This is a genomic window from Mucilaginibacter sp. dw_454 (assembly GCF_018449775.1).
In the GTDB taxonomy this organism is placed as follows: Bacteria; Bacteroidota; Bacteroidia; order Sphingobacteriales; family Sphingobacteriaceae; genus Mucilaginibacter.
In genome coordinates this window covers 1,522,544-1,539,957 of the sequence record NZ_JAAVVB010000001.1, presented here as the reverse complement: position 1 = coordinate 1,539,957, position 17,414 = coordinate 1,522,544, and the positions used below count along the sequence as shown (strand labels likewise).

The window sequence follows — 17,414 nt, the reverse complement described above, 5'->3', positions numbered from 1 at the left end:
CGGTTTGTATCGATCTATTGAGCGTATTCTTTCAATATATAAACCCAGGCTTTTTTACCGGAGCTAAGTGTGACCGCAACACGTGCATAGTCATCTACCTCATAAGCATCGGCTTTAAGTAATTCCGCGGGCGTGATTTCAAATACCACGCCTTCGACCTTATCCTCACGATTAGCTGAAGGAATAGCCACGGGATGAAAACGCTGCTCGCTTTGCGCTAAAACGGCCTCGTCGGTAATCTCAACCTGAGACAAGCTATAACCAATCAACGCATCTTTATCGCCTTTTAAAATCCGGCCGAAAGAGCTTAACTGAACTTTTTCTAATTGAAGCGTGCCATACGAAAAGAGAAATTCTGTCATGGGTTTATTGATTCTACGTTGGTATAGCGAAAATATACAGTATTCAATAATCATTATCAATTTACTTCATAAATTTTGGAAAAGGATTTGTTTTAACGGTGATTTGATCTATCTTTGAATCATCAGATGATATGATGAATAATATAATCACCAAACGATCGCTTGCTGACGAGGTCGCTTCGAAGTTACAACAGCAAATCTTACTGGGAAAGTACAAGCCAAACGAAAAACTCCCTATAGAGCCTGAGTTGATGAAAAGCTTTGGCGTTGGCCGCTCCTCTATCCGCGAAGCGATAAAAATATTGGTAAACCAGGGCTTGTTACGTGTACAGCAAGGGCTGGGTACTTTTGTCGAAGGGAATGGTAACAGCCGGGAGCCGCTTAATCTGCGTCTAAAACGGGCAGATATGGAAGAGCTGGATGAAGTGCGCCAGCTGTTGGAGATGAAAATTGCCGAAAAGGCGGCAACTAACCGCACAGAGGAGGACATTGAGAAGATTGGCCATTGGCTGAAAATTCGTAAAGCAAACGCCGTAGCCGGGCAGCTGGAAGCCTGTATTGAAGCTGACATTGAGTTTCACACCGCTATTGCCGAAGCATCAAAAAACGAAGTATTGGCCGATTTATACAAGGCGGTTTCTGTACACGTAAAGAATGGTTTTTATGCCATTTATAATGATACATCGATCTTTAAAGACTCGCAAGCCTTACACGAGCAAATGCTGAAATGTATTATTAACGGCGATGCAAAAAAAGCCTGGCACACTGCCGCACGGATTATCGGCCACGTATCACAATAAGCATAACAATTTAATCCTTATCTCTGATAAGACTATTACTATGAAAACAACCACTATAGACCCACAAGTTAAAACCGTCGCGAAGCAAACCGTTTACAGCATCTTGTTTACCATTAGCTTTACGCACTTGCTTAACGATATGATGCAGTCGGTTATTCCGGCTATCTATCCGCTCATTAAACAAAACTTCCACCTTACGTTTACACAGGTTGGGTTAATCACTTTTACTTTTCAGCTAACTGCATCGTTGTTACAGCCTTTTGTTGGTCAATACACAGATAAAACGCCGCGGCCTTATTCGCTAACCATTGGCATGGCTTTTACATTGTTAGGGTTAGTTGCGGTATCATTAGCCACTAGTTTTTATACTATACTTCTTTCGGTTAGTTTAATTGGCTTGGGGTCGTCGGTTTTTCATCCGGAGTCATCGCGCGTTGCGCATTTGGCGTCGGGTGGCAAAAAAGGTTTGGCGCAATCTATATTTCAATTAGGCGGTAATGCCGGTAGCGCTATTGGTCCATTATTAGCCGCGTTGGTTGTAATGCCTTACGGGCAAAAAAATATCATGTGGTTTGCGCTTGCTGCTGTACTGGCAATGTTGGTGTTGTGGCGCGTGGGTAACTGGTACAAAGGGCACCTGGCGTTAAGAGCTAAGAGTCCGGTTGCTAACGTTGGCAGCTTGCATCCATCGCTTTCTAAGAAAAAGGTTATTTGGGCCATGGCCATTTTGCTGGCGTTGATATTCTCCAAATATTTTTACCTGGCCAGCATGACCAGTTATTTTACATTTTATTTAATTGGCAAGTTCCATTTATCGGTGCAGCAATCGCAGCTATACCTGTTTGCCTTCCTGGCTGCGGTGGCTGCGGGTACTGTACTGGGTGGCCCACTTGGCGACCGCTTTGGACGCAAATATGTAATTTGGTTCTCCATATTAGGTGCAGCGCCGTTTACGTTAATGCTGCCCTATGTAGGGCTGTTTTGGACCGGTATACTGGCGGTTATTATCGGCCTGATCATCTCCTCAGCATTTTCGGCTATTTTGGTTTATGCTACCGAGCTGGTGCCTGGTAAAGTAGGGATGATTTCGGGACTATTCTTTGGTTTTGCTTTTGGCATGGGCGGGCTTGGCTCGGCTTTATTAGGCAAACTAGCGGATATGACGAGTATTGATTATGTATACAAAGTCTGCGCGTTTTTACCGCTGATAGGTATTGTGACCGGCTTGTTGCCCAATATAGAACCGAAGAGGACTAAGCAGTAAATTGAACAGCCGGGCCTTCCTTTTTATTGGTCCGGCTTAAAACTCGTCGGCCGTCGACCGGCTCTCGGCAAATGGTGAACTATATAATTTCATTATTTTTTCTGTGAGATGGATGGTAAATGTCCATTCGGAGGTTTGATCGGGCTTGTAGGTCCTTACATCTTCACAACCGAAAGTAAAGCTAATGTCCAACACTATTCTGAAACTGCCTTTGTGAGTGGTTGTGTCGTATTTTATTCTGTCGAATACCATGCTCGTAACATCGGGAGATCCGCCCCATTTAAATTCGCGCTGCAATTCGTAGGCTAGTTTCTGGTAATTGTCTGTAGCTGGTTGAAACAGTTCGCCTAATAACTGGTCGATATTGACGTCGGTGTGATTTAACAGATTTACCTGGTTATTATTAAGTGCGATGTCCAGCGTTTCCATGCTTTAAAGGTCGATGATTTTTACCTCTTAAAACAATGCCTGCCGCCTAATAGTTGGATACTTTGAGTATAATATCGATTTAAAAAGTAAATTTGGCTAAGCAACCACTACCGCAATGAATTATCAGCAATTACTGGAAGACGTAAGGGAATATGTCTTAAACTATTTTAAGACGCATCATGACGACGATTTGCTGTATCACGATTTGCAGCACACCAAAGACGTGGTAAGCTCGGCTACCATGATAGCCAACCATTACCAGCTAAGTGATGAGGACTTCTTTATAGTGCTTGCTGCAGCCTGGTTTCATGATACCGGTTACTTTGTTGATAAAGCCGGGCATGAAGCTGCCGGCGCCAATAACGCTGCCGAATTCTTAAAAACTAAAGGTGTTGACGCAGCGGTTATTGAGAAAATAGATGGCTGTATACTGGCTACCAAAATGCCACAGTCGCCAAAAGGATTATTACAGGAGATATTGTGCGATGCTGACCTGTATCACTTAGGTACCAACAACTTTTTAGATAAAAGTAAAGAACTGCGTAAAGAGATAGAGAAGGGTAAACAGATAGAGATTGATAAAACCGTATGGCGTCAAAAAAATATAGAGCTGCTCGAATCGCATACGTATTTTACAGATTATGCCCGGCTCTTGCTGGCGGATAAACAAGAAAAGAATCTGCGTAAGCTTAAAGAAAAACAAGATGAGGTGATAATCGGCGCGACCGAAGAGCCGCAAAAAGAAACCCCTCAAAAAGAAGAGAAGCCGGAAGAACAGAAAGTCGGAAAAGAAGAAAAAAAGAAGAAAAAGGAAAAGCCTGACAAAGGTATCGAAACCATGTTCCGGATTACGTCGGGCAATAACCAGAAATTAAGTAGTATGGCAGACAATAAGGCACATATCCTGATCACGGTTAATTCGATTATCCTTTCGGCCATTATCAGTTTAGTGTTGCGCAGGTTGGAAGAAAATGGTTTCCTGGCTATCCCAAGCTTTATATTACTGGCTATCAGCGTAGCGTCAATGACCTTTTCTATATTAGCTACGCGCCCTAACATACCGGCGGGCACTTTTACTCAGCAGGATATTGATGACAAAAAGGTAAACCTGCTGTTTTTCGGCAACTTTTATAAAATGGACCTGCAGCAATACACGGCAGGTATGTTAAAAGTGATGGACGACAGCAATTTTCTATACGGAACGCTCATTAAAGATGTGTATTCGCAGGGAGTGGTGTTGGGAAAGAAATATCGGCTGCTGCACATAGCTTATAATATTTTCATGTTCGGGTTGATTATTGCTGTGGTGGCGTTTATCGTTTCGTCCGTATTTCATGACCGTGGGGCTGTTGTAAAACACTAATATGGCTTATTCTTATTCTGACAGAGATTTAAGCTGGTTAACCTTTAATGGCCGGATACTTGAATTGGCCTCAAAGGCTGATACACCCCTAATGGAGCGTATTAACTTCCTGGCTATATTCTCATCTAATCTTGATGAGTTTTATCGCGTGCGCATGCCCGTATTGCAGGCTATGGACAAGTTGGGCAAGCTCAATGCACCCAATAAAGCGGTTGACGATGTGCTTGAAGAGGCACAAGAGTTGATCATAGCGCAGCAACAGCAATATGGTGAAGTTTTATCGGGGCAGGTTGTGCCGGCTTTAAAGGAGCATAATGTTCACCTGCTGGTTAATCAGTCTTTGCCTAAAGCTTTAACAGATAAGGTAGAAGACTATTATTTTGCGCAGGTAATGGCTTTTCTAAACCCCGTTGAACTTAAGGCAGACAAAGAATTCTTCCCCGAAAACAATGAACTGTATTTTCTGGTGATATTGGATGACGCTGAAGGCAAAGAAAGACTGATGGTGGTTAACATTCCGTCAGACGAATTGCCGAGATTTTATAAGATCGAAGAAAAGGACAGCACCTATGTGTTATTTATAGATGATATTATCCGGTATAATTTGGATAAGCTGTTTGCAGGCAAAAGTGTAAAGGGCTGTTATTCGTTCAAGATTACACGCGACGCCGAAATGGATTTAAAGGATGAGTATCCCGGCGATCTGTCTGTACAAATTGAAAAACAATTGCTAAAGCGTGATCTGGGCATTGCCACCCGTTTCCTTCATCAGCCGGGTATACCTTTGCGGGTATTGCATGCCATTTGCGATAACTGGAACATTGAATCGTCAAGCCTGGTAGAAGGTGGCAATTATCATAATTTGAAAGATCTGTTCACGTTCCCGGTTAATCTGCCTGGTGAGCGGTATGAAAAATGGCCATCGATACATAATCGCCTGGATGCTAATGAATCTATATTTGATCAGATAGAACAGAAAGATCTGATTATTAATACGCCTTATCAATCTTACAACACCATCCTGCGTTTCTTCAACACTGCTGCGTTAGACGACAATGTCGAGGAAATCTACATCACGGTTTACCGCGTCGCTCACGATTCGCGCATTGCCAATGCTTTGATCAACGCAGCATCCGCAGGAAAAAAAGTGACAGTGATGATTGAGCTTAAAGCTCGCTTTGATGAAGCTAATAATATCAAATGGGCCAATCGCCTAAAAGCTGCCGGCGCTACTATTATTTATAGTGTTACCGCGTTGAAAGTACATGCTAAAGTAGCGTTGGTAAAGCGTAAAGTAAATGGCCGCTCCAAATACTACGGTTTATTGGCCACCGGTAATTTTAATGAAAACACCGCGGCCTTTTACACCGACCATATCCTGATTACCGCTAATAAGGACCTGCTGCGCGAAGTAGAAATGTTGTTTATTTTCCTGGCACGCCGCGAAAAGCCATCGTCGCCTGATTTGATCAGGTTTGAGCATCTGTTGGTGGCCCAGTTTAACTTGCAGCAACGTTTTCTGGAAATGATAGACCGGGAGATAGAAAATGCTAAAAAAGGCCTGCCGGCATCTATCATCATCAAGCTCAATAACCTGGAGGAGCATGTGCTTATTAATAAGCTTTATGATGCCTCGCAGGCGGGTGTAAAGGTTTCAATGTTGGTACGTAGCATTTGCTGCCTTATACCAGGAGTTGAGGGCATGAGCGAGAATATCACCATCAAACGAATTGTAGACCGCTACCTGGAGCATGGGCGCGCTTTTATATTTCATAACAATGGTAACCCCGAGGTATATTTAGGTTCGGCAGATTGGATGAATCGAAATATCTACCGCCGTATTGAGGTTTGTTTTCCCGTGTACGATGGGCAAATTAAACAGCAAATAACAGGTATCATTAACCTGCAATTGCAAGACAACGTACAAGCGGTTATGCTTGACGAACATATTCGCAACATACCCGTTAAAATAACAAAGCCTGTTGTGCAATCACAGCAAGCTATTTATCAATATTTAAGTAAACTGGCATGAAAAACACACGCGGGATCATTCTGATATTATCGGTATTGTTAACAGTGTTTGTGGCCTTGTCCTGTATTGATAAAAGGACTTTTACTAGTCCGCCTGGGTATGACTTGAACAATCCCGTTAAATATTTCATGACCGATAATTTGACGGAGATCTCTGGAATTGCCTTTCGTCACGGCAAACCCGATTCTATTTATGCTGAGCAGGACGAAGAAGGCAAAGTGTACTACTTCAAATTGGGCGATAAAAAGCCTGCTCACTCCAGGTTTGGCAAGCCAGGCGATTTTGAGGATATCGCTATTTTGAATGACCAGGTTGTTATGCTGCGCAGTGATGGCGTGCTATTTGTGTTTCCGTTTAACCAGGTGCGCAGCGCAGAAATATTAGCTGTGCAAAAATTAAACGATATACTGCCAACAGGCGAGTATGAAGGTTTATTTGCAGACGAAAGATCAAATCAGCTCTATGTGCTTTGTAAGCATTGCAATGTAGATAACACCAGGAAAACCAATACCGGTTACATATTTAGGGTAGCTCATGATGGTTCTGTCAAGCAATCGGGACAATTTGTTGTCAGCGTGAAAGATATCGAGGCTAAATTAGATGGCAGTAAGATCGCTTTTCATCCATCGGCTTTCGCTAAAAATCAAAATACCAATGAGTGGTATATTGTGTCATCGGTTAATAAAATAATTGTGGTGACAGATGCAAATTTCAAAGTGAAAAATGTTTACCCGATAGATCCGGCGCTGTTTATACAGCCCGAAGGCATCGCCTTTGATAACCAGAATAATCTTTATATTAGTAATGAGGGAAGTAAGACTGCGGCGGGGACTATCTATAAATTTAACTACAAAAAATAGCCTATGCGCCTGTACAGATACTTTATTGCTATTTTCATTACCGCATTATCATTGCAATCTTTCGCACAAAAAAGAACAGATAGTATAACCATTGCTGTCGATCCTGATTACGCCAAGGTAACCAAGACCCATAAATTTTTATTGGGCGATAATTACCGCCAGCTTTGGGCCACACCGGTCACCATGAAAATTTTCCGCCTTGAAAAAGAAAAAGGCGGATTGAAGATCTTACAGCCCGGTGGTGGTATGCAAACCAAATCACTGCGTCTGCAAGATTCAAGCGGGCAGGAGTGGGTATTGCGCACGGTGCAAAAATTTCCTGCCCGTGTATTGCCGAAAACGCTGCGAGAAACCATAGCCAAAGACATTGTGCAGGATCAGATCACGGCCGAGCATCCTTTTGGCTCGCTAACGGTGCCCGCACTTGCCGAAGCTTTGGGTGTACCGCACGCTCATCCCCAGATTGTTTATGTGCCTGATGACCCTGCGCTGGGTAAGTATCGGAAAGACTATGCAAACCAGGTGTTTTTATTTGAAGAGCGCGAGCCGTTGGATGCCAGTAAAACAGATAACACCGACAAGGCGCAAGATAAATTACAAGATGATAATGATAATAGGGTAGACCAAAAACTGGTGCTGCGTGCCAGATTGTTAGATATGTTGCTGGGCGATTGGGACAGGCACGAAGACCAATGGCGCTGGCAACGCGATAAAACCGACACCGGCATTGTTTACAAGCCTGTGCCGCGCGATAGAGATCAGGTTTATTATTATTCAACAGGATTACTGCCCTGGGTGGTTTCAAGATATTTGCTGATGGCTAAATTTCAGGACTATCATGAGCGTATTCGCTCTATTAATCGCTGGAATCTGAATGCGCGTAACTTCGATCGTTACTTTTTAAATGGGCTTAATCAGCAGGATTGGGAAGAACAGATAGCTTATGTGCAGAAAACTTTAACAGACGATTTGATTGATAAAGCCATGCGCCAAATGCCTCCGGTTATGTATCGCGAGAGCGGCCAGGTGATTAAACGTAAGCTAATTGCACGTAGAAATGTGTTGATGGAGCAAGGTTTAAAATACTATCGTTTCTTGTCAGGCACAGTATCGATAAGCACTTCAGAAAAGCATGAAAACTTTAGCATTACCAACTTACCGGGCGGGCAGGTAGCCGTTAAGGTCAATAAGATCAAAAAAACGGGTAAAGAAGAACAGACTATTTATGAACGCACTTTTGACCCAAGTGTAACTAAAGAGATCAGGCTGTATGGCATGGGTGGCCCTGATGTGTTTAATATTCATGGTGCAGCGCATTCGCCCATAACCGTCAGGATGATTGGCGATGATAAGAAGGATGAGTTTGTTGCCGATAAAGACATCAAAGGAAAAGGTAACCGCTATATCTATGATGTCCCTAAAATAAAAACAGATTTGCCTAAGGGCCAGGCACGTATCAATATTTCTGGCGATACTTCAGTGACTAATTTTCATCGCCTGGGTTATAAATACAATTTTTTAGAGCCTTTGCCACTAATTAGCTATAGTAAGGATTATGGGGTGGTACTAATTGCCAATTTGGTTTATGAAAAACAAGGGTTTGGTAAAGAGCCTTATGCGTTTCGGCAGACACTGAAAATTAGCTATGGCTTTGGAGTAAGCTCGTTGGCGCTAAACTATACCGGCGATTTTAAACAGGTTATACAAAAAAACGACCTGATAATTAATGTGCTGAGCAAAGGGCCTAATTATAACAGCTATTTCTTTGGAGTTGGCAATAATACCCAGTTTATAGATGCGGGCGATAAACGCATAGAATACTATCGGAATGTTTACAACTATTTAAATGCCGACGTTAGGTTAAAGCATAAGTATGACGATTGGACTGTAACCGCAGGCGTAGCCGGTCAATATTATAATGGCGATAACGGCGATAACAATGGCCGTTATTTGAGTGATTACGGCGCTGTACATCCGGCAGAAAACGTTTTTGCAGGCCAGGGTAATGCCGGCCTGGTAGCTGGTTTTAGCTTTGACACCCGCGACAAAGGCAGCATCACCCCGCACCGCGGTGTTTACTGGAACACCAATTTTACTGCCATGAAGGCGCTTAACCCCAATGCGAGCGATTACGGGCAGGTGCAATCAGAGTTTAGCTTTTTGCTTAACCCCGGACGTGACTCTGTACTGGTATTTGGGGATAGGGTTGGTGGCGGCACTACTTTGGGCAACGCGGCCTTTTATCAGCAATTAAAATTAGGTGGTAGCGATAATTTGCGTGGTTTTTACACCTGGCGCTTTACCGGCAAGACGATGCTGTTTAATAACTTCGAGGTACGTTTGAAACTGGCAGACTTTGCATCATATCTTTTACCCGGTACACTCGGACTGATTGGTTTTGACGATGTGGGTAGGGTATGGACACCGGGCGAAATATCCAATATCTGGCACAACGGCGCAGGTGGCGGTTTTTATTTTCAGCCCGCGCAATTAATCTCGATACAGGGTGTGGTAGGTTTCTCTAACGAAGGGGTATACCCTTACATTTCTGCCGGTTTTAGGTTTTAGGCAAATGCTTGTATAGTTTGCTGTAGTCTATTGTATGGTCTTTTTGAATGTCTCGTGTATGGATCAAACCTACACGCAGTGCTTTCAATCCGGCTACGCCTTGCAACTCTTCTACCTCAAAATGCTCTACGTCATCATTTAAAACGCCTGCATTTTGCAGTATGGAGATGTAGTGTTCGTATTCCTTTCGTTCTTCAGCTTTAGCGTATACTATAGTTATTTTACCCTGTTTGGTAATACGTTCGCGAGTGCCTTTGATCATGGCTTTATCAATACGCTTTTTAATTACCTCGTAACGGATATTGTAGGCACCATCTACATCAAAATGTTTTTCATGCATCCTGAACCGGATAGCAAGCGGCGTGCTGAATACCAGGATCAGTGACGTTACACCCAATTGGTAAGGCAGCATGCTTTTTAAATTATACTGCTCAACTTCCATTTCGGCTATTACCCGTAATTGCCATAAACGAAGGCGGTGCAAATCACTCGGCGTAAAAGGCCTGCTTGGAGCTATGGTTTGGCCGATATAGATATTATGCTCAACCCCATCAGTTTTAAAGCGTTCATAGTAATGGGGGTAAAACTCCTGGATCTCTGCCTGGCGCATATCAATAATAGTGGCCAGTTTTTGGTTGATCAACGACAAGGTTTTATCGTAGTTGCGACGATAATTATGATAGTCGCCGGTAAAAGTGTCTGTCTGGCTAAAATACTTCTCAATCTTGCTCTTGAGTTTTGGCGTGCCCTTAATCTCTTTTAATATAGGGTGGATATTCTCTTCAATATAATGTTGTATAAACTGCTCTGTATCTGCCCTGAAATTGGTTTTTAAATCGATAACAAAGTTTTTCAGATCGTCCAGCTTCTCATTTTTCACCGGCTTTTTATCAGCTTTGGCCAATGATGTCAGTATCGATATCAGCTCGTTTAACTGATTGGTTAAATCATTACAAACACTCAAATTACGGGTGGCCGATGACTCGCTGATATCTACTTGCCCATACAACGGAAACACCTCTTTAAACTTTATTTCTTTAAGTTGATAGGTTAAACCCTTGCCGGCACATTCAAGAAAGTTTTGCGCCTCACGTCTGAATTTCCAGTAAACGCTGGGATGCAGGGTAGTATAATGTTGCTGAATAACGGACCGAACCCTATCCTGCAATTCATGCATCTTCCGGTCTATAGTATCAACCAAAAACGGCATTACTATATCCAATTTATTGGCGGTTACACTATTCAACTCACGTATCCGTGGCGACACCAGCTCTATGATGCCCAACAAAACATTGTCTTTAACTACAGGAGCCAATATAAAGCTGTTGATGCCTTGCTTTTTTAAATGCTCGCCCAGCGAGTTGCCGCGCTCCTGTTTAATATACTTAGACACATCACTAACCGCGAAGTAGGTATGATCTTTAACAATGCATTCGTAGGATTCGCCGCAAAGCAAGCGCTCTCCGTCATGAGCTTCCTGGTAAGGCACCAAAAAGCTGTGAATCCCTGGTCCGAATCGTGAATTAACAAACTTGCCCTCGTTAGTATCATATAGCGTAAAACCCATGCGCATATCAGCAATACCATACATCGACCTGAAAACGGTAATCAGATTTTCTTTGATATCCGGACTTGTATAACTGCCCAGTAAATTGCTTTTTAAGGTAGATAACGCATTTTCAACAGTAACATCAATCAACGTCATCAATCCAAAACCTTTGACAACGTAGCTGTTCACCGGAAATTTCTCTTTCCAAAGGTCTACATTATCATAATTGTCCATTAATTCATCAATGTCTGCCTTAGATAATTTCGGTGCTTTGTCTGTAGTTAAAACTTCTAAAAAATCGCCGTTATACAAAATGCGGTAATGGCGCATCACACCATCGGCCGTTGGGATGTCGTAAAACATCGGTCGGGTAAAATCAAGCTTAGTGCCGTAAAGCCGGTTAAGAATAATGCAGCAGCTTAATATATAGAGATGTGTGTCGTCAAAATCGCGAATAGCAAATTGAAATTCGGCTCCAGCATCGGCTAATATCTTTTTAAAGCGAGCCGTTTGATTAAAGCTCAGCCCCATATACGGAATGCTTACTGCTTTAATTTCATTATTAGCTAAAGCCTGGGGGAAGAGGTCTGACAGCAGATCGGCGATCAAATCTGCATTATGCGTAATTTGTTGTATGCTGGTGATGCCTTTATCTAATTCAGGATGTTTTTCTATACGAGCCAGTAATTCCTTTGCGCGCTCTGCCTTGTAACCCTTATCGGTAATTACAGCTTGCTTCAAGCCTTCAACAACTTTATAGAAAGAAAGCTCGAGACTGAAAGGTTTATCGGTGTACTGGGTAAACATATATAGTTAATATAAGGCTAATTTATTACAATATATAACGTTGTGGTAATACTGCCGGTTTTTCTGACAATTTGATGTTGACATTTTTACATTCAACTTTATAATGTCTATTTAGCTTTCAAGAACGACATAGACAAAGCCGAACCTACGCCAAAAGCCGCCCCGGCGGCAACATCACTAGGGTAGTGCACCCCCAAATACATCCGTGAATAACTAACAGAACCGGCCCACAAAAACGCCGGCGCAATAACATACCATTTAGGGTAAGCCATGGATAATGCCGTAGCCGTAGCTATAGTAGTAGACGCATGCCCCGAAGGAAACGAAGTACTACCCGCACGGTACACCGGTACGATATTGATGTTTTGAATAAAGGGCCGCGGGCGCTTTACAATATGCTTGAGCAAAAGCATTACACCGTACGAAAGCGCCGTGCTGCTGGCTACGAATGCTGCATTTTCTCGCATGCCTTTGTCGTTGTTAATGGTACCTGCAACCAGTAGTCCGGCAGGTACGCCAATATCGCCATATCTATAAGTGTTTGATAGGAACAAGAAGATACCTGTTTTTTCGGGCGTGCGCTGGTTTTGGATATCAATCATGATATCATCATCCGTTTTTTGGATCCATTGCGCAAAACAGGCACTAGTGCTTGCCAGCAGTAACAACGTAACAATAAATGATTGGATGACCCGTATCGGCATAATTTTATTTAACTATAAACCCGAATTTTTTATACACAGCTTTAGCCTCGGGGCTGATCATAAAATCAAGAAAATCTTTGGCGGCTTGCTGGTGCGGCGCAGTTTTTAATGAGGCCGCTACGTAATTGGCGATAACATTGTCGCTGGCCGGTATCTCAACCAAATCAATAGGGTGGCCAATCATCTGCTGATAATAAACCTCGGTATACCAAACAGGGCCTGCGTCGCTGTTGTCGTATAAAATGCGCATCGGCGTTTCGCGGTGGTGTATTTTGGTTAGATAAGTGCTGCCATCTTTTACTTTGTCTTCCATAATAGCATCCTGCAATTGCTTGCCGCCCGCCTTATTGTAAGCCTCCATGATTTGTGCGCCGATGCCTTCGGTTTGTAAGTTAGGCATGCTTACGCGAACGTCTTTTTTACCCAGATCGGCCAAACCTTTTATTTGTTTGGGATTATCTTTTTTTACCATGATGGCCAGTTTATTACTGGCATAAGGCTCGGTGCGGCTAAACATATCCGGTGTTTTTTCTATTGCACTTTTACCTGCAGTATAAATATCCGGTTTTAAAGTGATGCGCATATTGCCGATAGCAACGCTACCTACCTCAATTTGTTTGGCCAGGATGCCCGGCGGCAAGGTTTCGGCAAATACGCGCTGATACTGCGGATATTTAGCTTTAAAAGCAGCCAACAATTGGTCGACTGCCATAAACTGGTTACCGGCAAAGAAAATTACCAGTTGCGGGTCATTAATATCTCCATAAAGATCAGGCACATTATCAATGCCTTGAACAGTAAATTGCAATTTACTATCGGGTGGGGTATTCCACGGTGGGTCGAAACTATGATCCTGCGCATTGGCAGTAATTACAGTAATTAATAAAAGCAGGCCAAGGGTGGCTGTTAGTTTTAGTTTATACATAGATATTGAATTATAGAATAACCAAATGTAGGGATCAAAACAGATAAATAGGGAAGAAATACCCTGGTATTTAATGCTGATGTATTTTACGCCAATATATTATTGGATTAACTGATTTATTCTATCTGAATTTCAATTATTAAATAATTAATGCCAAAATCATTTATAATTTAGACAATAACATAAAATATTATAAGGCGGCAATCTGCTTTCTTTGATAATTAACCAATGTATAGCTAACCGTTAGCTAACCGTCTTTTAATCAAAGCACAAGCATTTATATTAAATTTATGATATCAAAAAAACTATCATTAGTACTGGCTCTGTTTTTAATAAGTTTTTCGACAACATTTGCTCAAAATGGCGGTGTAGCCGAAGTAAATACTAAAAGCGAACATTTAAAGAAACTACAGCAGCAATTTATTGATCTGCGTTTCGGCATGTTTATCCATTTTAACATACCTACCTATGAGGATGCCGATTGGCCTGATCCGGAGGCGTCGCCGTCGGACTTTAACCCAACCAAATTAGATTGCGACCAGTGGGCAAAAGCGGCGAAATCTGCCAACATGACTTACGGTTGTTTAACCACAAAACACCATAGCGGTTTCTGTATTTGGGACACCAAAAGTACCGCTTATAACGTGATGAATAGTCCGTTACATCGCGATGTGGTAAAGGAATATGTTGACGCTTTCAGAAAGAACGGCCTGAAGGTGATGCTGTATTACTCTATATTAGACACACACCACAAACTGCGCCCTAACCAGATCCAGCCGAGCCATATAGAAATGGTTAAACAGCAAATTACCGAGTTGTTGACCAAATATGGCAAGATAGAAGCTCTGATCATTGACGGATGGGATGCACCATGGTCAAGAATTTCTTATGACGATGTGCCTTTTGAAGATATTTACAACCTGGTTAAAAAGCTACAGCCTGATTGTTTGTTAATGGACCTTAACGGCGCAAAATATCCAAAACTGGGTTTATACTATACAGACATCAAAACTTACGAAATGGGTGCGGGTCAGCGTATGGAAGCGGGCAGCAACACCATGCCTGCCTTAGCTTGCTTGCCTATTCAAAGCGCATGGTTCTGGAAAACAGATTTCCCGACCACTCCTGTTAAAACTGCCGCCAGCCTGGTTAATGATTATCTGAATAAATTAAATAGCGATCGTTGTAACTTCATCCTGAACGTAGCGCCAAACCGCGATGGTCAGTTTGACGCCAACGCCATTGCCGAGTTAAAAGAGATTGGTAAGATCTGGAGAAACGAAGGCCCTTTGGCTGCGCTACCTGATAACGAAGCACCTATCATTTCATCGAACCTTGCCAAAAATATGCCGGCAAACTCAAGCTGGAGCGATGATAGCGAGATCTCTGATTTTGCAAATGACGATAACTTTGGCAGTTCATGGGTGTCTAACCCACGCGTTAAAGAACCATGGTATGAGGTAAGCTTTAAACGCGAAACCGCACTGAATACTATTGTTATTGCCGAACACAGGTCAAACATCAACAAATATCTGTTAGAGTATTACGCCGACGGTTCATGGAAACCTATTTTAGAAGGTAACAAAACCAATAATATTAAGATACACCGTTTTACCCGTATCTGGGCCAATAAGGTTAGGATAAAAATATTGGGTTCAGAAAAACAACCTTCAATAGCCGAGTTCGAAGTATATAACGAGCAACGTTAATTTAATGTTAACCAGCTGGTCTGGTATTAAATAAAAAAGTAACAGGTTAAAAGTGAATAACAATTACGTTATTTGCTTTTAACCTGTTTTGTTTACAAGGCTATTTGAACCAAATGCGAATTTTTTGTTGTATTATTATTTTGCTGGCATCGCTAAGTGTTAGCGCCCAGGAAAGAAAGATTCCTGCCGGTGACGCCGGGAAACAAATCAGATATGGGGAGGATCTGATAGCACATACAGCATATTATCTTGGCCCTAAAGGTAAAGTGGGTCATTTGGCTAACGGGATGAATTGCCAGAATTGCCATAATAACGCAGGTACCAAATTTTACGGATTGAATCTGAAAGCCACTGCGGCAAATTATCCGCAATATATGCCGCGCACCAGTAGCGTACTATCCATTGCCGGCCGCATTAACGGATGTATGCAACGCAGTTTAAACGGTAAACCCTTAGATACCACCAGCCATGAAATGAAAGCAATGATAGCCTACATTAAATGGTTAGGATATGGCGTACCCAAAGGTCAAAAACCTGAAGGAAGCAGCGTTTTAAAGCTGACTTATATGGATAAAGCTGCCGACCCGGTTATGGGCCAGGGCGTATTTGTAAAAAAATGCCAGGTTTGCCATGGTACAAATGGACTGGGGCAACTGGCCGCTGATAAGATAGCTTACACTTTCCCGCCGCTTTGGGGTATGGATAGTTATAATGATGGTGCCGGTTTGTACCGCATCACTACTTTTGCAGCCTTTGTAAAGAGCAATATGCCATTTGGTACCACGTACAAAAAACCGCAGTTAACTGACGAAGAAGCCTGGGACGTTGCCGCCTTTATCAATTCGCAGCCGCGGCCGCATTTTGATCAAAGTGCCGATTGGAAAGACTTTACTAAAAAGCCGATCGATTTTCCGTTTGGGCCGTACGCAGATAGTTTTGGTGAGCGGCAACATAAATTTGGCCCATATCAGCCTATTGCAGACGCGCAAAAATTAAACACAAAAAAATCATAACTTTAAATTATAAAACATCAATTATGAAAATTGTATTCAAATACTTTCTTGTTCTGGCAGTTGTTGCTTTGGTAAAGCCGGCACTCGCTCAAAAAACCGACGCTGATTTTAAAGGAGCCACCGCCGATAAAGCGCATTATAAAGCGCTATATTTTGTTGACGATACCGCATCTGCAAAAATTAAAATGACTTTGCGTAATATCGATAACGCACTGGAGGATCCGCGCATTAAGGGGAAAGTAGAGGTTGAATTGGTTGCATTTGCAGGTGGTTACACTATGTTCCTGAAATCTAACCCATACGAAAAAGCTTTGTTAGCGCTGCAAAAAAAAGGTGTGATACTGGCAGAATGCAGCAATACCATCAGAGAGCGTAATATTGATAAAAGCACTTTGTTTGATTTTATAGGTTATGTACCAAGTGGTAACGGCGAGATCATTATCCGTGGTAATGATGGCTGGGCGATAGTGCATCCATAAAACAAAACGTTTATGAAGAAATTAGTTTTATTGGCTGCGCTTTTAACAAGTGCGGCCTTTGTTTTTGCACAAGATATCAAAGGGAACTACGCCATCAAGAATGTACAGACCGGTATGCTGCTGCGCGTAAAAGACGCCAACTCAAAAAACGGCACGCCACTGGTGGCCTATTATCCCGAAAATTGGAAATGCATGACCTGGAGCTTTAAAAAAACCGAAGTCAATACTTACCAGTTGCAAAACCTGTTAACCAATAAAACTTTTCAGCCTATTGGATCTGTAGCAGCTAATACGGCTTTTGATGAACAACCGCTGGTCCCCGGCGATGGTAAACAGCAATATGAATTTATTGCGGTTAAGAAAGATACCTATATGATTAAATTAAAAGGAACCGATTTGTATGTAACGCCTGCAGATGGCAAAGGTTCGGTTAACTCAGCTATTGTTTTGGCATCCAAACGTAATACTCCCGACCAACTTTGGAATATTTATGAGCAGGCGCCTACCATGTAATAAAACACCGTGGATTAGTAAGTATACCAAAACCCTC

At 42.4% G+C, this 17,414-nt stretch carries 15 protein-coding genes; 10 read left to right on the top strand and 5 right to left on the bottom strand.

Features of this window, described 5'->3' with window-relative positions; all coding sequences use genetic code 11:
- Positions 1 to 14: 14 nt before the first annotated feature.
- Positions 15 to 362 carry a gamma-glutamylcyclotransferase family protein gene (locus tag HB679_RS06925; protein WP_214071198.1) on the bottom strand — a complete coding sequence of 116 codons (348 nt, stop codon included), beginning with the start codon at positions 360 to 362 and terminating at the stop codon, positions 15 to 17.
- A 131-nt stretch (positions 363 to 493) separates the two neighbouring features.
- On the opposite strand from HB679_RS06925, the gene HB679_RS06920 reads away from it, so the two are divergent.
- Both HB679_RS06920 and HB679_RS06915 read left to right on the top strand, forming a co-directional pair.
- On the top strand, positions 494 to 1,162 hold the full coding sequence (locus tag HB679_RS06920; protein WP_255547545.1) for a FadR/GntR family transcriptional regulator: 669 nt from the start codon (positions 494 to 496) through the stop codon (positions 1,160 to 1,162).
- Positions 1,163 to 1,202: 40 nt separating this feature from the next.
- Positions 1,203 to 2,426, top strand: coding sequence for an MFS transporter (locus HB679_RS06915; protein WP_214071197.1), 1,224 nt, complete (start codon positions 1,203 to 1,205; stop codon positions 2,424 to 2,426).
- A 36-nt stretch (positions 2,427 to 2,462) separates the two neighbouring features.
- Here HB679_RS06915 and HB679_RS06910 read toward each other — a convergent pair whose 3' ends face one another.
- Complete coding sequence (locus tag HB679_RS06910; RefSeq protein WP_214071196.1) at positions 2,463 to 2,855, bottom strand: hypothetical protein; 393 nt, start codon at positions 2,853 to 2,855, stop codon at positions 2,463 to 2,465.
- A gap of 115 nt (positions 2,856 to 2,970) precedes the next feature.
- Here HB679_RS06910 and HB679_RS06905 point away from each other — a divergent pair, with 115 nt between their 5' ends.
- From HB679_RS06905 to HB679_RS06890, 4 genes are read left to right on the top strand one after another with little or no spacing between them, the layout of a single operon-like run.
- Positions 2,971 to 4,218 carry a Pycsar system effector family protein gene (locus HB679_RS06905; protein WP_214071195.1) on the top strand — a complete coding sequence of 416 codons (1,248 nt, stop codon included), beginning with the start codon at positions 2,971 to 2,973 and terminating at the stop codon, positions 4,216 to 4,218.
- Between the two features lies 1 nt (position 4,219).
- Positions 4,220 to 6,250, top strand: a complete 2,031-nt coding sequence (gene ppk1 / locus HB679_RS06900) for a polyphosphate kinase 1 (RefSeq protein ID WP_214071194.1) — start codon at positions 4,220 to 4,222, stop codon at positions 6,248 to 6,250.
- The gene (locus HB679_RS06895) at positions 6,247 to 7,110 is read left to right on the top strand and encodes an SdiA-regulated family protein (RefSeq protein WP_214071193.1); all 864 of its coding nucleotides are present in this window, start codon (positions 6,247 to 6,249) and stop codon (positions 7,108 to 7,110) included. The genes ppk1 and HB679_RS06895 overlap by 4 nt, the downstream gene beginning before the upstream one ends.
- A gap of 3 nt (positions 7,111 to 7,113) precedes the next feature.
- A complete protein-coding gene (locus tag HB679_RS06890; RefSeq protein WP_214071192.1) occupies positions 7,114 to 9,678 on the top strand; it encodes a hypothetical protein in 2,565 nt (854 codons plus the stop codon).
- Here the strand turns inward: HB679_RS06890 and HB679_RS06885 are convergent.
- The 3 genes from HB679_RS06885 to HB679_RS06875 all read right to left on the bottom strand — a co-directional run bounded on the left by HB679_RS06885 (position 9,668) and on the right by HB679_RS06875 (position 13,663).
- On the bottom strand, positions 9,668 to 12,034 hold the full coding sequence (locus tag HB679_RS06885) for a GAF domain-containing protein (protein WP_214071191.1): 2,367 nt from the start codon (positions 12,032 to 12,034) through the stop codon (positions 9,668 to 9,670). The two genes, HB679_RS06890 and HB679_RS06885, sit on opposite strands and share 11 nt — an antisense overlap.
- Before the next feature lie 107 nt (positions 12,035 to 12,141).
- Entirely contained in the window at positions 12,142 to 12,738 is a 597-nt protein-coding gene (locus HB679_RS06880; protein ID WP_214071190.1) for a phosphatase PAP2 family protein, read from the bottom strand.
- Positions 12,739 to 12,742: 4 nt separating this feature from the next.
- Positions 12,743 to 13,663 (bottom strand): substrate-binding domain-containing protein, encoded by a 921-nt coding sequence (locus tag HB679_RS06875; protein ID WP_214071189.1) that lies wholly within the window; start codon positions 13,661 to 13,663, stop codon positions 12,743 to 12,745.
- A gap of 290 nt (positions 13,664 to 13,953) precedes the next feature.
- On the opposite strand from HB679_RS06875, the gene HB679_RS06870 reads away from it, so the two are divergent.
- The 4 genes from HB679_RS06870 to HB679_RS06855 all read left to right on the top strand — a co-directional run bounded on the left by HB679_RS06870 (position 13,954) and on the right by HB679_RS06855 (position 17,377).
- Positions 13,954 to 15,372, top strand: coding sequence for an alpha-L-fucosidase (locus tag HB679_RS06870; RefSeq protein WP_214071188.1), 1,419 nt, complete (start codon positions 13,954 to 13,956; stop codon positions 15,370 to 15,372).
- 113 nt (positions 15,373 to 15,485) lie between these two features.
- A complete protein-coding gene (locus tag HB679_RS06865; protein WP_214071187.1) occupies positions 15,486 to 16,385 on the top strand; it encodes a c-type cytochrome in 900 nt (299 codons plus the stop codon).
- Between the two features lie 23 nt (positions 16,386 to 16,408).
- Positions 16,409 to 16,864 carry a DsrE family protein gene (locus HB679_RS06860; protein ID WP_218625288.1) on the top strand — a complete coding sequence of 152 codons (456 nt, stop codon included), beginning with the start codon at positions 16,409 to 16,411 and terminating at the stop codon, positions 16,862 to 16,864.
- 12 nt (positions 16,865 to 16,876) lie between these two features.
- Positions 16,877 to 17,377 carry an RICIN domain-containing protein gene (locus HB679_RS06855; protein WP_214071186.1) on the top strand — a complete coding sequence of 167 codons (501 nt, stop codon included), beginning with the start codon at positions 16,877 to 16,879 and terminating at the stop codon, positions 17,375 to 17,377.
- Positions 17,378 to 17,414: the final 37 nt, after the last annotated feature.

Excerpts from the sequence above, each read along its gene's own strand:
- HB679_RS06925 (WP_214071198.1), bottom strand. The coding sequence starts at position 362 with ATGACAGAATTTCTCTTTTCGTATGGCACGCTTCAATTAGAAAAAGTT.
- HB679_RS06920 (WP_255547545.1), top strand. The coding sequence starts at position 494 with ATGATGAATAATATAATCACCAAACGATCGCTTGCTGACGAGGTCGCT.
- HB679_RS06915 (WP_214071197.1), top strand. The coding sequence starts at position 1,203 with ATGAAAACAACCACTATAGACCCACAAGTTAAAACCGTCGCGAAGCAA.
- HB679_RS06910 (WP_214071196.1), bottom strand. The coding sequence starts at position 2,855 with ATGGAAACGCTGGACATCGCACTTAATAATAACCAGGTAAATCTGTTA.
- HB679_RS06905 (WP_214071195.1), top strand. The coding sequence starts at position 2,971 with ATGAATTATCAGCAATTACTGGAAGACGTAAGGGAATATGTCTTAAAC.
- ppk1 (WP_214071194.1), top strand. The coding sequence starts at position 4,220 with ATGGCTTATTCTTATTCTGACAGAGATTTAAGCTGGTTAACCTTTAAT.
- HB679_RS06895 (WP_214071193.1), top strand. The coding sequence starts at position 6,247 with ATGAAAAACACACGCGGGATCATTCTGATATTATCGGTATTGTTAACA.
- HB679_RS06890 (WP_214071192.1), top strand. The coding sequence starts at position 7,114 with ATGCGCCTGTACAGATACTTTATTGCTATTTTCATTACCGCATTATCA.
- HB679_RS06885 (WP_214071191.1), bottom strand. The coding sequence starts at position 12,034 with ATGTTTACCCAGTACACCGATAAACCTTTCAGTCTCGAGCTTTCTTTC.
- HB679_RS06880 (WP_214071190.1), bottom strand. The coding sequence starts at position 12,738 with ATGCCGATACGGGTCATCCAATCATTTATTGTTACGTTGTTACTGCTG.
- HB679_RS06875 (WP_214071189.1), bottom strand. The coding sequence starts at position 13,663 with ATGTATAAACTAAAACTAACAGCCACCCTTGGCCTGCTTTTATTAATT.
- HB679_RS06870 (WP_214071188.1), top strand. The coding sequence starts at position 13,954 with ATGATATCAAAAAAACTATCATTAGTACTGGCTCTGTTTTTAATAAGT.
- HB679_RS06865 (WP_214071187.1), top strand. The coding sequence starts at position 15,486 with ATGCGAATTTTTTGTTGTATTATTATTTTGCTGGCATCGCTAAGTGTT.
- HB679_RS06860 (WP_218625288.1), top strand. The coding sequence starts at position 16,409 with ATGAAAATTGTATTCAAATACTTTCTTGTTCTGGCAGTTGTTGCTTTG.
- HB679_RS06855 (WP_214071186.1), top strand. The coding sequence starts at position 16,877 with ATGAAGAAATTAGTTTTATTGGCTGCGCTTTTAACAAGTGCGGCCTTT.